The sequence below is a fragment of the Corynebacterium mendelii genome (assembly GCF_017307055.1).
Lineage (GTDB): Bacteria > Actinomycetota > Actinomycetes > Mycobacteriales > Mycobacteriaceae > Corynebacterium > Corynebacterium mendelii.
Window position 1 is genome coordinate 354,433 of record NZ_JAFLEQ010000017.1, and the last position, 13,079, is coordinate 367,511.

The 13,079-nt window shown below is 61.7% G+C and carries 8 protein-coding genes; 2 read left to right on the forward strand and 6 right to left on the reverse strand.

Annotated features, from left to right (window positions below):
• Positions 1 to 34 precede the first annotated feature (34 nt).
• The 5 genes from JZY06_RS11695 to JZY06_RS11715 all read right to left on the reverse strand — a co-directional run bounded on the left by JZY06_RS11695 (position 35) and on the right by JZY06_RS11715 (position 8,161).
• Positions 35 to 2,203: an alpha/beta hydrolase-fold protein gene (locus JZY06_RS11695; RefSeq protein ID WP_207279729.1), complete on the reverse strand. Its 2,169-nt coding sequence runs from the start codon at positions 2,201 to 2,203 to the stop codon at positions 35 to 37.
• An 854-nt stretch (positions 2,204 to 3,057) separates the two neighbouring features.
• Positions 3,058 to 4,149, reverse strand: coding sequence for an alpha/beta hydrolase (locus tag JZY06_RS11700; RefSeq protein ID WP_207279730.1), 1,092 nt, complete (start codon positions 4,147 to 4,149; stop codon positions 3,058 to 3,060).
• Positions 4,150 to 4,405: 256 nt separating this feature from the next.
• Entirely contained in the window at positions 4,406 to 5,386 is a 981-nt protein-coding gene (locus JZY06_RS11705; protein WP_207279731.1) for a decaprenyl-phosphate phosphoribosyltransferase, read from the reverse strand.
• 176 nt (positions 5,387 to 5,562) lie between these two features.
• Complete coding sequence (locus JZY06_RS11710; protein ID WP_207279732.1) at positions 5,563 to 6,195, reverse strand: phosphatase PAP2 family protein; 633 nt, start codon at positions 6,193 to 6,195, stop codon at positions 5,563 to 5,565.
• Complete coding sequence (locus JZY06_RS11715; RefSeq protein WP_330617283.1) at positions 6,188 to 8,161, reverse strand: glycosyltransferase; 1,974 nt, start codon at positions 8,159 to 8,161, stop codon at positions 6,188 to 6,190. The genes JZY06_RS11710 and JZY06_RS11715 overlap by 8 nt, the downstream gene beginning before the upstream one ends.
• Before the next feature lie 322 nt (positions 8,162 to 8,483).
• Between JZY06_RS11715 and JZY06_RS11720 the strand changes: the two genes are divergently transcribed.
• Both JZY06_RS11720 and JZY06_RS11725 read left to right on the forward strand, forming a co-directional pair.
• Positions 8,484 to 9,983: a DUF5129 domain-containing protein gene (locus JZY06_RS11720; RefSeq protein WP_207279734.1), complete on the forward strand. Its 1,500-nt coding sequence runs from the start codon at positions 8,484 to 8,486 to the stop codon at positions 9,981 to 9,983.
• Positions 9,984 to 10,178: 195 nt separating this feature from the next.
• The gene (locus JZY06_RS11725) at positions 10,179 to 11,726 is read left to right on the forward strand and encodes a DUF5129 domain-containing protein (RefSeq protein ID WP_207279735.1); all 1,548 of its coding nucleotides are present in this window, start codon (positions 10,179 to 10,181) and stop codon (positions 11,724 to 11,726) included.
• Between the two features lie 324 nt (positions 11,727 to 12,050).
• Here the strand turns inward: JZY06_RS11725 and JZY06_RS11730 are convergent, their stop codons facing one another.
• On the reverse strand, positions 12,051 to 13,028 hold the full coding sequence (locus JZY06_RS11730; RefSeq protein ID WP_207279736.1) for an Abi family protein: 978 nt from the start codon (positions 13,026 to 13,028) through the stop codon (positions 12,051 to 12,053).
• Positions 13,029 to 13,079 lie beyond the last annotated feature (51 nt).

The following is a 13,079-nucleotide window of genomic DNA, read 5'->3' on the forward strand; positions in this document are numbered from 1 at the left end:
GGGGTCATGGTCGCTGGTGTGGTGTGCACGGTAGTTATGACCTTTCCTCGACAATCTGTCCGTTGATCTGGCTGATGGTGCCGTGTTCGAAACGCTGCACCACACCGCCGGCGGGAATGGTCTCCTGGTCGGCCGTCGGCCACCCGAGGGGACCCTTTTCGTAGCCGGTGGTGGCCCAGTGGTCGAAGATCGCGCCGTCCGGCACGGCGTGCGCCTCGGTCATCTGCGACCAGTAGAGGTGGCCGTGCTCGAAGTTCTGCAGGGCACCGCCTTCGATAACAATCTCATTCGAGGTGGGTGCGCCCAGCGGTGAGGCGGAGGCTTTCATCTCCCCGTACTTGCGGGCGATCAGCCCCCTGGACCAGAAGACCTCTTCCTGCGGGGTGCGGATGACATAGCCGCCCTGGTACTGCTGAATCCAGGAGCCGTTGAGCTGGCGGGGTTCCGCCACCGGGTAGCCCAGGGCACCTTTTTCGTAGCCGGTATCACCCCAGGCGCCGAACATATCGGCCGGGATTTCCCAGGCGCCGGTGTCAGGTGACCAGTAGATCGAACCGTGTTCGAAGTGGACGAACCGGCCCCGGCCGTCGGGGGTGGTCAGTTCATTGGTGGTGGGGAATCCGAGGAAGGAACCCGGCCCGCCGATCTCGTTGTAGCGGGCACCGATCCGGCCGATGAGCACATGCGCCCCGGTGCCCGGCGACCAGAAGGCCTGTCCGCCGCGGAAGTCCTGGGCTTTCCCGCCCGGCACATCGTATTCGTTGTTGACGCACTGTCCCCACGCCCCGGAGGCGGTCAGCTCCCCGATCGCCCCGATCGGCGAACAGTTCGATCCCCGGTCGTCTTCGGCAAGCCCCAGGGAATCAGCCACATAGGGCCAGGCCTGGGCCATTTCGAACTGCCAGTAGGGCCAGGCGTGCACCCCGGAGGGACGGAATTTGGTCACCAGGTTCACACCCGGCACTTTCTCCGCGCGCTTGGCGAAGGTTTCGCTGGTCATACGGGCGATGATCTCCAGGCCCTTACCGGCCTCGTTGGCCGGGGCTTCCGCCACCGAGCCGTCCTGGCCGTAGTCGTCGCGGCCGTTACCGGCGGAGACGTAGACGGTTTTGCCGTTCAACGCCTCGATACCGAGCTTGGGATCATTGTCGATCCACCGCTGGGTGCCTTCCGGACCCCACATTTTCGCCGCATGGAAGTGTTCCTCGTTGAGGGCTCTGTCAATGGCCATGAACATCCCCGACGAGGTGGTGTCCAGGTAGCCGGAAAACGAGCCGACGAAGTTGAACATGTCCGGGCGGTGCTCGGCCAGGTTGATTGCGGCGGTGCCACCCATCGACAGGCCCTCAATGGCCCGCTGGCCGTTGGCCCGGTAGCCGTTGGCCAGCACGGCGGGAAGCTCGTTGAGAAGGAACGACTCCCACATGTAGTGCCTGCCGTTATCGGGTTCGTTCCAGTCGGTGTAGAAGGAGGCGGTACCGCCGACCGGCAGCACCACGTTGACGTTTTTGTCGGCGTAGAACTGCTCGATATTGGTGTGCAGTGTCCAGCCGGATTCCTCATCGGTGGCCCGCATCCCGTCCAGCATCCACACGCTGGGGAATTTCTGGGTCGGGTTGGAGTACCAGTCGCGGGCCAACAGCAGCTGCACCTGAATCGGTTCGCCCGGCATGGCCTGTGAGTTGATGAACAGTGCCAGCCGGTGGCTGGACAGCCATTCCTGTCGCACCACCGACACGCCCTCGGGCAGGCCCTCAATGGTGGGGTAGTCGGTTTTGATCGGGGTGCGCTTGGGGACTTCGCCCTCTTCCAGGTAGTTCAGCGGCGAGGAACTGCCCAGCACCGACGACAGCCCGGACGACAGCGCATCATCGCCGCCGCCGTTGCGCGGCCCGCCGGGCTGCGGCGGTCCGGCCGGGTCCGGCCGGTCCGCGCCCCGCGGCCCGGCCGGTGCCTGACCGGCGGTGGCATCGCCCCCGGCCGGGGTGACCGGACGCCCGGCCGCCTCCTGCGGGGCGGGGGCCGGGGCCGGCTGTTCGGCAGGCTGCTCGGCCGCCTGCCCGGCCGGCCGTTCGGCAGCCGGATCAGCCCCGGCGAACTGCCCGTAGGCAACCGGAACCGCAATCGTCAAAGCCAGTGCCGTCGGCAGGGCGAAAACAGCGTAGCGGGGGCGGCGGCGGTCGGTGGTGGCGGTGGTGCGCATCGGTGTATCTCGGTCCTTGGGGGTGAAAGAAAAGACGAAAAGGGACATACGGCAACGGGGCAGGTGATTGTCCCCCCCCCATACCACCATCCCGGGCCGTCAAGCCCCGGTGATGGACACGGTAGAGAACACAATCCAACCCAGAAGAATGTTTTTCCCGGCAGCCCACAGACAAACCCCGGCCGTCACCAACAGCACGGCCGATCACAGCCGTGGTGCGGGGGCCCGCGGCCCGGCCACGCTTTTTTCCGTCGGGAAAAAGGGCACCGGGCAGTGGTGTTTCTTCCGGGGGTTCCCCTCCCCCGGCATGAAACACAAAGCGTCGTGCTGCACAAGAAAAATATGTCCGGTCGTCTGTGCGCCCGGGATCTCCACCGGGCACACAGCAACCGGAAAGATACGGATCTTCCCGGCGGTGCACCGCGGCTACAGCCCGGACGCCACGACAACCGTGGATTGTCCACCGGCGGGTGGCGGCCAAGAAAAAAGACACCGGCCCACAGGCGATGTCTCAAGTTTAGGTTCAGGGTTAGGTTTTTGACAGATGACACACCCGGCAGGGGCGAAATCTTTTTCCCCCCGCCTTTTGGCCCGGCCCTTTTCCCCACCGCCCGGCAGCTCGATGACACGCCCGCGGCGCACAAGAGCGGCCGGGCGGGAGGGCAAGACACAAACCACCACGGCCGTGCCCCGGGCAAAGCCGCACGGATCCGGGCACAACCGCACCTGCCCCGCCTTCCGGTGAAGGCCGGAGAAAAACCCGCTGCCGCACTGTGGTGGTGCGGCAGCGGGCGGAACCCCTCCCCAGGGTGTGTCAACAAGCCCTGCAGTGGCTGCAGTGGCTGCAGTTGGGCCTAGTGGGCGTCGAAACGGTCCAGGACCCGGCCTTTGGTTTTGTGCAGTTCGTCTTGCCAGATACCCCAGTTGTGCACCCCGGCCGGCATGTAGTCGACGGTGGGGTTCAGCCCGATGGCCCGGGCTTTCAGCTCCCAGGCGACAGTGCTGTTGCGGGCAATCTGCTCCAGCCCGAAGCCCACCATCTTGTTGAACAGCGGCAGCCCCTGGTCGTAGGGGGCGGGGAAGCCGGTGGCCGCGGAGACGTAGACATCGGTGCCGCGCAGGCCGTCCATGTTCCAGTAGGGGTCATTTTCGAAACGGCGGGGGCTGAAGATTGTGCCGTACATCGAGTTGACGTTGTAGCCGCCGGACATCAGCAGAGCCGCCCGCATCAGTGTCTGCATGCCCGGCGCGGTGGTGGTCAGGTACCCGGAGAAACTCAACGCCTGCTTGAACTGGTCGGGGTGACGGGCCGCCAGGTTCAGTGCGGCGGTACCGCCCATGGAAATACCGGCAATGGAATTGCGGTGCGGATCGACCCCGAAGTGCTGCTGCAGGTAGCCGGGAAGCTCCCGGGTGAGGAAGGTTTCCCACTTGTAGACGATCGGGGCGTGCGGGGCGGAGGACCCCACCGATCCGGAGATGGTGGAACTCAACGGTGATTCGGAGGATTCGCTCGACAGGTAGGTCGCCGGGGCGTCCCAGTCGGTGTAGAAGGAACCGGCCCCGCCGATCGGCATGATCACATTGATGTTGGAGTCCTCGTAGAGGGCACCGGCATCGGTGAACATCGCCCAGCCGGACTGGTTGTCGTCGGCCCGCATACCGTCAAGCAGGTACAGCCCGGCGTTTCCGCCCGCCCGGGAGGGCTGCACCAGAACCGGAATAGTGCGCTCCATGGCCGGTGAATAGACGTCACAGCGCTGAATCCAGTGCCCTTCCGGCGCCCAGTCACAGGTTCCGGTGGCATCGGGACGCAACCAGTCCCGGTTGGTGGCCGCATCGGCGGCACCGGCGCCGGCGAGACTGAACCCCACGGCGGTGGCTGCGGCCAGGGCAAAAGCACAGGCTTTTTTCCCTGCGGTGGTCATGGTGGACTGCAAACTCATCGGCTGAAACCTTAAAAGAGATCTATTCGCGACTGGACATGGGACGTAAAAACTCGGTGGTGGCCGGATAACCCAGCCACACAACCGTCACTTGGGGCATAGTCAACCGGGGGTCCCGGCGTTACATTCAGCTGCCGACACGGCCGGACAAGCCGCTTGGCCGACCCCGCGGCTGCTACCGCACAAAATACCCCATCCCGGCTTACTCAGGCCATTGTCACCTGCCCGGGTGGTCCACCCGGCCACGACCGGCGGATCAGATCAGCGGGGTGACGTAGACGGCCATGACAATGCAGACCACCCAGGCCACGGCCAGAATCTGCAGGGTCCTGTCGGTTAACGCCAGCTCATCGGGCGCCCCGCCGTCACCGCGGTCCACATCGGCGGCGTACCGCAAAATCGCCACCGTAAACGGCACCATCGAAATCTGGTACCACACCCCGCCGTCCGCACCGTGGGCGTGGGAAACATCAAAACCCCACAGCGCATAGCTCATCACCACGGCCGTGGCCGACAACGTCCACACGAAACGCAGATACGTCGGGGTGTAGCCTTCCAGGGATTTGCGGATTTTCGCCCCCGAGCTTCTGGCCAGCAAAATCTCCGCATAGCGCTTCCCGGAAGCCATAAACAGCGACCCGAACGCCGCCACCAGCAAAAACCACTGCGACAAGGCGATACCGGTGGCCACGCCACCGGCCATGGCCCGCAGCATGAACCCGGAAGACACCAGTGCGATATCAATCACCGGCTGGTGTTTCCACCCGAAGCAGTAGCCCAGCTGCAAGCCGATGTAGACGGCCACCACCACCGCCAGATTCATCCCAGAAGTGGCCATGAGCGACCCGCCGACCGCCAGCACAATCAGCGCCACCGCCATCGCATAGGCCATCCCCACCGGCAGCATGCCCGCGGCAATGGGCCGGAACCGTTTCGTCGGATGCGCCCGGTCGGCTTCCACATCACGGGCATCGTTGACCAGGTAGATCGAGCTGGCCGCCAGACAAAACACCACGAACGCAACCGCAATATCACCGATTGTCTCGGCTTTGCCCAAAGTACCGCCCCCGGCGGCCGCGGGAGCGGCGACCACGAGAACGTTTTTCACCCACTGTTTGGGCCGCAGCGCCTTGACCATGGCTTCGGGAAGGTTTTTCGGCGGGCGGTGTTTCGAGGTTGCGTCAAGCCCACTGGTGTGGGGCTCGCTGCCGATAAAGTCCTGCTCACTCGAAGCCATGGGTACCTTCACAAAAATCGGGGTCTGCTGCAGCCGCGCACAGCAGGCTGCAAAGGACAGTCATCTGCCACATAGACTACGCGGCCAGCGTGCCAGCCTAACCGACAACGGCCGCGGATTCACCACGGCGCAGGTAAACGCCGTCACATCACCTGCCCCGGTTGTTCAACATGCCGCTAGTCAGCCGGGCAGATCATGCCTTTGGCCACTCCGGCAGCCGCCGCACCCAGCGCCGCACCGGCCGCCACATCACTGGGGTAGTGCACGCCGAGCAGCATGCGGGAGACCATCATCGCCGGAATGCCGGCCAGCACACTTTTCTTTCCGGTCAGCACACTGATGCAGATCAGGGCGGTGGTGGTGGAAGTGGAGTGGCTGGAGGGAAACGACAGCTTCGACGGGGTTGTGACCCCGATGCGGATGCGCTGATCGTGCGGCCGCAGCCGGCGGACGACTCTTTTCACGACCACGCTGGCGGCATGGGCGCCGAAAACCAGTCCGGCGCTGCCCATCCAGCACTGTTTGCGGTTGTTGTCGATTGCCGCACCGATAACACAGGCACCGATCCAGCCGAGGGCGTGTTCGCCGAACAGGCTCATCGCCCGGGCTGCGGGAACGGCACCGGGCACGTCGTAGAGACGGTCCTGGAGGCGCACCAGAATCTCCGACTCGCCGAAAGGATCACCGGCGGTGTGCCCGGCGGCTGTGTCGGCGGCGTCGAAGTCGGGGCAGGTCTCGAAGGACTGGTAGCCGGGGGTGTTGTCGGTGTCTGTCTTGTCGTCTTTGCTGTGGGCGGGGCGTTTACTCATTGTCGAAGACCTTCTTCCAGGACTCTTTGGATACCAGGTCCGCATGCGCGGCGCGGTAGCGCCGCCGCATCTCGTCGAACCGGCTGGCCACCTCGTCCTGCAGGCGCCATGATTGTTGCAGTAGTTGTTTTGCTTGTTCGCGGTCACGTTTGCGGTAGACCACTCCCCGGCCGTCGGCGGTGGTGACTGTGGCCCCGTCAACCCGTGACAGGGAAAACCAGCGGGCCTCAATGGGCGCGAAGTTGGCCTGCGGCACCTCGTGGTGGGCGGTATCGGCTTTGCCGAGGGTGTGTGCCAGCCCCTTGGCCAGCCACACGGCTTTTTTCACCGGCCCCAACCGGCCGCCGACATCTTTGGTGGGAACCCCCGGCGCGCCGGAGGCTTTCGGCAGATCAGCCGCGGTGGGAAGAACAACCGCATCGGGATAGTTCTTTCTCATCGCCGCGATCTTCGGCAGGGAGGATTCCAGGACACCGAACAGGTTCTCCGGGCCGAGAAGAAAATCGCGCATCGCTTCGTTTTGGATCGCCACTGTCGAGTACTCGAGACACAGCAGGTGTTTCAGGGTGGCTTTGCGCATCGAGGTGATCATGCCCCTGATGTCACCGTCGTGGTTTAGGGCCGCCACCACCAGCCGGTTGCGCAGATGGAAATAGGCCTGCCAGTCAATGGCGTCGTCTTTGTCCGACCAGGCCATGTGCCAGATGGCGATCCCCGGCCAGGTGGCGGTGGGGAAACCGGCTTGACCTGCCCGCAGCCCGTATTCGGCATCGTCCCATTTGATGAACAGTGGCAGTGGCTGGCCGATGGTGTCGGCGACCACCCGCGGAATCATGCACATCCACCAGCCGTTGTAGTCGACGTCAATGCGGCGGTGCAGATCCCTGGAGTTGCGGTCTTTCGGCTTGTCGTCTTTTTTGCCCTGGTAGCTCAAGGGGAATTTCGAGAAATCATGGTCGTAGCGCACATGCGGCGCCGAGGTCCACATGAATGTGCCGCGGTCGATGACCTCCCCCATGGAATGCAGGTGGGAGCGTTCCTGCAGGTTGAGCATTTGCCCGCCCACCAGCATCGGGGAGGTGGCGTACCGGGAGACCTGCAGGGCACGCAGGATACTGTCCGGTTCAATGGCGATGTCGTCGTCCATGAAGAGGATGTAGGGCGACTGCGCCTGACCTGCTTGACCCGTCCCATCAACCCCGCCCAGGGCTTCGTACATGATGCGCGAATAGCCGCCGGAGCCACCCAGGTTGCCCTGGTTGAACAAGTGGAAACGGTTCCCGAAGTGGGCCGAGGCTTCAGCGAAACCGGGCTGGTCGGCGACTTTTTTGCGGCCCTGGTCCGGCATGATGACCGCATCAATGACCGCATCCACTTCCCCGTCGGAGGCCAACGCTTCCAACGCGGCCACCGCATCGGCCGGCCGGTTGAAGGTGGGGATACCGACTGTTACCCGCGGCTCAGCCGGGCCAATCGTGGTGCCGTCGGGCAGAACTTGCGGTTTCGGCGCATGGGAGGCATACCACCCGGCCGAGGTGACGGTTGCTTTCTCATCGGCGGTGACATCGAACCAGATCCAGCCGCCGTCTTCGAAGGGAGCCAGGGAGACGGTGAATTCAATCGCCCCGTCGGTGACCAGCCCACCGTCAACCCCGATGCGTGAGCCGTCGATTTTCGAGCGGTACACATCCACCCGCAGGGTGCCTTCGACCTCGACGCGCAACACCACTTCTTCCAGCTGGGTCCACCGCCGCCAGTAGGAGGCGGGGAAAGCATTGAAATAGGTTTCAAACGACACTTCCCCGCCGCCGGGAACAGTCAGTGAGGTGCGGTCTTCCCAGGTGACCCGCCCCACCGGCGAGGGGGTCTCCAAGAGATAAAGCGTCCGCACATCGTGGGGTTCACCACGCCGCGGCATAATGATCCGCTGCAGCTTTTCAACAGCACATTGTTGCGTATCCGGCACTGTTTCGCCTTTTTCCGATCTTGTCGCTGACGGTTTTCCCACCCACCCTGGACCCCACCCGGGCTTTCGCCCCGGTCGGCGTGTGTCCGGGGGTGCCACAGGGCGCATGGCCGTGGAAAAACCTTCCGGGTATGTCCCCACCAATCTACCGGTTGCCCCGTCCGGTGCGTGATCCGCCAAGCCGCGGCGGGAACAACACCGCCCGCTTCCGGCGCCTCGCCACTACCATCCGAGTGACTGACCGGTCACATGTGCCAGTCACACACTGTTGCCCGGACAAAGAAGAAATACAATAGGGGGTATGTGGAACTTTTCGTGCAGGATGACCCCGATCACTGCCGCGGCTGCCGCGGCGCTGGTGATGCTGGTGTCACTGGCGCTGCCGGTGACTGCCGCAGCCGAAGCCCTGTCCTCCCCGTCGCCGGTGGCGCACAGCGACACCCGGACAGTGCCGGACAAAAACACACCTGCCGCCACCGGCACAGTGGAGGTCACCGTCTACGACACTGCCGACAGGCTCAGCGCCGATGACAGTGCGCTGATGGAATCGCAGACGACAACAATCGACTTCCCGCAGGAAGTCACCCGGGTGGCCTATCTGCTGTTTGGGTCAAACGACGACAACCTCAACGACACGGTGCGCGCCCATGTCGAAACCACCGACCAGAGCCTCATCAGCGACAACCGGGAAAAATTCGCCCCCGGAACCCTCATCATCGCCATCGGCCTGGATCCACGCAGGGTCGGCGTCTACGGCGGCGATGATGTGCTCACCGCCATCGACTACTACGCGAAAGGCCGGGAGATGGGAATCCAGAACCCGATGAAAAATGTGCTGCGGGCCGACGGCGACCCCAATTTCGCCCTGGCATTTCTCGCCGGCGCAAAAGCCGCCGCCGACCCGCAGGCGGTGGCCCATGACTCCGGCGGGAAAATAACCGGTTTCCTCCGCCGCCACTTCGAGTGGGCGATCGCCATTGTGGTCACCGCAGGAGCACTGGTGTGGATGACTGTGTCCAGTTTCTTCACCGACCGGAAACACGCCCGGAAACTGCGCGGGGATCTCGCCCGCATCCGCCGGGACTTCACCGCAGTCGCCCTGGATTTGGACAGCATCGACATCCGTGCGCAGCAGCTGTCCTCCCCGCTGGCCACCGCCGAAATCCGCAGCCAGTGGGAGACGGTGAAAAAGCAGTTCGCCACGGCGCACGAGACCCTGCCGACATTGGACGGGTTGAAACCGAACTCGAGTCTTCGCGCCTATTTCCGCAACAAAGAGACCATCGAGTCGGTGGTGGACGCCACCGACAAGATGACCAGGGCCAAAAAGAACATCGATACCCTGTTCAACCTGGAACGGGGCGACGCGGTCACCCGTATCTCCCAGCTCAACGAACTGCACGGCGATATCACCACCGCCGCGATGTCCGCCGGGGAAAATACCCTGGCCGAGCATTTCAACGCCATTGACCGGCGGGTGCTTGACCTGCGGGATGATCCCACCGGAGAGAACTTCATGGATGACTACTGCGGGATTCTCGCCGACTATTCTTCCGCGGTCGATGTGTCGGCGAAACGCCAGCTGCATGATCTGGAACGCTCCTCGACGACCCGCACCACACCGAGTCTGTACGACAGCAGCTGGCGGCCGGGCTACGGCTACCGGGACTTCGTCTACTACCAGCAGTTGCGCGACTGGGATGCGCAGCTTCGCGCCGAGCGGCTTGCGAGGGAAGCCGAAAGGCGTTCCTCATCCGGCAGCACCACCCGCGGCTACTCCAAGGGCGGGTTCTCCGGCGGCGGATCCTCGTCCAGTTGGTAAAACAAGCTGCAGTAGCACCGGGAGCGGCCCCCGCCCGCGGCACATGACGGGCAGGGGCCTTGTCATGCCTGCCCCACCGGCGGGGCCTGTCCCAGCAACCGGTGTGATCGCCGGCCGGGGATCACAGCGGTAAAAAAACCGCCGCCACAATCAGCCTGCTGCATTATTCGGTGCCCGCACATACAATCTCCGGGCATGGAGAACCTATCCGGAAGGATCATCCCCGCCGCAGCCCGTGCGGCAGCAGCATGTTTCATGCTCATCACCCTGGCGCTGCCTGGTACCGCCGCCGCGCAACAGGCCATGACCCCACCTGTGTTTGTGGCCGATCAGCCCGGCTTGTCCGCGGGGTCGATGGTGCAGGCACAAGCCGGTGGCACACACACCGCCACCTCGCTGTCGGTGGTTGTCTTCGACCGTACGGGGCTGATCAGCGACGACGATATTTCAACCCTGCAGTCACAGACCGCCGACATTGATTTTCCCGCTGAGGTGACAAAAGTCACCTATCTGCTGTTTGGGTCAAACGACGACAACCTCAACGACACGGTACGCGCCCATGTCGAAACCACCGACCAGAGCCTCATCAGCGACAACCGGGAAAAATTCGCCCCCGGAACCCTCATCATCGCCATCGGCCTGGATCCACGCAGGGTCGGCATCTACGGCGGCGATGATGTACTCACCGCCATCGACTACTACGCGAAAGGCCGGGAACTGGGAATCCAGAACCCGATGAAAAATGTGCTGCGGGCCGACGGCGACCCCAACTTCGCCCTGGCATTTCTCGCCGGCGCAAAAGCCGCCGCCGACCCGCAGGCGGTGGCTGAGTCCTCACGCAGCAGTGACGGCGGTGACGGCCCCAGCGGCTGGTTGATCGGCGGCGGTATCGCCGGGTTTGCCGCTTTACTCGCCGGAATCTTCGGGATCGACCGGAAGATGAGGAAGGATAAAAAGGTCAAACAATTGCGCGGCGACATCAAGGAAGTCAACAGCAACTACGCGGCTGTTGCCATGGATTTGGACAGCATCGACATCCGTGCGCAGCAGCTGTCCTCCCCGCTGGCCACCGCCGAAATCCGCCGTGAATGGGAGACCGTGAAAAACAAGTTTGCCGCCACCCACGACATTGTCGGCACTCTCGACGGGCTGAACGCGCGATCGGATGCCGATGCCCTCTACGAACGACGCGACGACATTGATACCGTCCATGAAGCCACCGAAGAGATGATGGCGGCCAAAGACAACATCGATATTTTGTTCAACCTGGAAAAAGGTGACGCAGCCACCCGTATCGCGCAAGTCAATGACCTGCACAACGATGTCACCACCGCGGCGATGAGCACCACCGACAGCCAGATGGCCGACCACTTCCGGGACATCGACGGAAAAGTGCTGGCACTGCGCAGCGACCCGGAGGCACCGGATTTCATGGACCGCTACTGTGCGGTGCTGGCCGACTACGCCTCGGCGGTGCAGGCGGCGAAGACACGCGACATGGAGGAACTGGTCCGCGCGGAAAAAGACGATCCGTCGTCCTACCGCCGCCCGGGGCTTGCCGACCGGCAGTGGCGGCCGGGCTACGGCTACCGGGATTTCGTGTTCTACTCGACGATGTCCACCTGGAACCACGAGGCTCACGAAGCCCGTATCGAAGCGGAATCGAGCTCCTCTTCCTCGGGCACGACCAGTGGCTATTCCTCGGGCGGGTTCTCCGGCGGGGGTTCATCGTCGAGCTGGTGAGACGGCCCATATTCCCTTAACCAACGTCTTCCCAGGATTCACTCCTACCGCGCAAAGCCACGAGCCAATGTCCGCGTATTGGCCACGCGCACCGCAGATATAATCCAACACGATCAAGCAACCAACGGCATTGACATCAACGTTTCCCTTGCGCACGCCAATGTTCCCAGCTGCGCTGTAGGCCACCAACAACTGATCCCCATACTTAGCAGCTCAAGTAGAATGCCCAAGTTTCAATTACTAAAGGCAGACGACTAGCTGGCTCGAGATAGATCATTGACTAAAAGCTTCGAGTACGAGTACCGACGCAGTACATTCTCCTAATTAACTCCAGAGATTCAATAATCTCCACCCTGGAGGAAATCCCATATCATTCTCAGGCGAAACATGCGGGGAGACAGGAAACGACTCCATCAGAGAACACACTTCATGATTCCAGTGTGATTGTGGGGAAATGGAGGACATCAAATAAGCAACTACTGCAATATAGTCATAAGTAGAATTCAGGTCAGAATCCCGCGACCGCAAATGCTCAAGCTCGCTAGTAACCTCATTAACATTTGGAACTTGAAGGCTGTAAGTCATTTTTCGATTCCATAGTCGATTATGGTGAGCGACTTTATTTCGAAGATAATTCAAAGCAACAAGCCATTTGCTAAACGTTGCCCCAGAGCGAACATTAAAAAGTTTTGCCACGTCGCTCTGAACCTTCGTGGGCATAATTTTAAAAAGACGCGCCATACCGCCAAAGTCAATAAATTCAATAGCGACCCAGATGGGCATTTTCCCATCATATTTCTGTTCAAAATGCTTGTAATAGTCTTCATTTCTTGCTTGAGCCTTTAAAGTTTTAAATTTATTTTTCCACGCCTTCCAGCGCGTAATCTCTTTTCCATTTTGAGTTACCTTAGAGCGACATCTTTCAGCATCCAAGGATGCTGGTTTTTCATGCATAAAAGGAGCAACACGCCCCGCTATGTAAGCCACACGAGTGCAAAGTACAATTTCTATTTCCTCAATTGCCTCAAATATTAATCGCCTAAGCTTAGAATCAAAGTCGGCAAGCTGGATGACTGTTTCAAACTTAACACCCTGTTTAAACTTCTCGCTTCTGAAATTAGTTTCAGTCTCACGCTGCTCCGGCGGCAATAAAAGTCGAAAAGGATACGAGTACGCCGATAACCTGTAGTAACCGATTCTCTTTAGAGCAGTCACACAAAAAACTCGATCGTCGTACAGCAGCCCACGACTAGCAAGTAAATCTAACTGCTTCTCAAAGGATAGGTGCGGCTTAGAGTACATAACGAATCCATTGGCTCCATTGGTCGTTGCGACAGGTTATTTGTATTGATT

Bases quoted from the DNA above. Each gene is read 5' to 3' on its own strand.
- JZY06_RS11695 (WP_207279729.1), bottom strand. From the start codon at position 2,203: ATGCGCACCACCGCCACCACCGACCGCCGCCGCCCCCGCTACGCTGTT.
- JZY06_RS11700 (WP_207279730.1), bottom strand. From the start codon at position 4,149: ATGAGTTTGCAGTCCACCATGACCACCGCAGGGAAAAAAGCCTGTGCT.
- JZY06_RS11705 (WP_207279731.1), bottom strand. From the start codon at position 5,386: ATGGCTTCGAGTGAGCAGGACTTTATCGGCAGCGAGCCCCACACCAGT.
- JZY06_RS11710 (WP_207279732.1), bottom strand. From the start codon at position 6,195: ATGAGTAAACGCCCCGCCCACAGCAAAGACGACAAGACAGACACCGAC.
- JZY06_RS11720 (WP_207279734.1), top strand. From the start codon at position 8,484: ATGACCCCGATCACTGCCGCGGCTGCCGCGGCGCTGGTGATGCTGGTG.
- JZY06_RS11725 (WP_207279735.1), top strand. From the start codon at position 10,179: ATGGAGAACCTATCCGGAAGGATCATCCCCGCCGCAGCCCGTGCGGCA.
- JZY06_RS11730 (WP_207279736.1), bottom strand. From the start codon at position 13,028: ATGTACTCTAAGCCGCACCTATCCTTTGAGAAGCAGTTAGATTTACTT.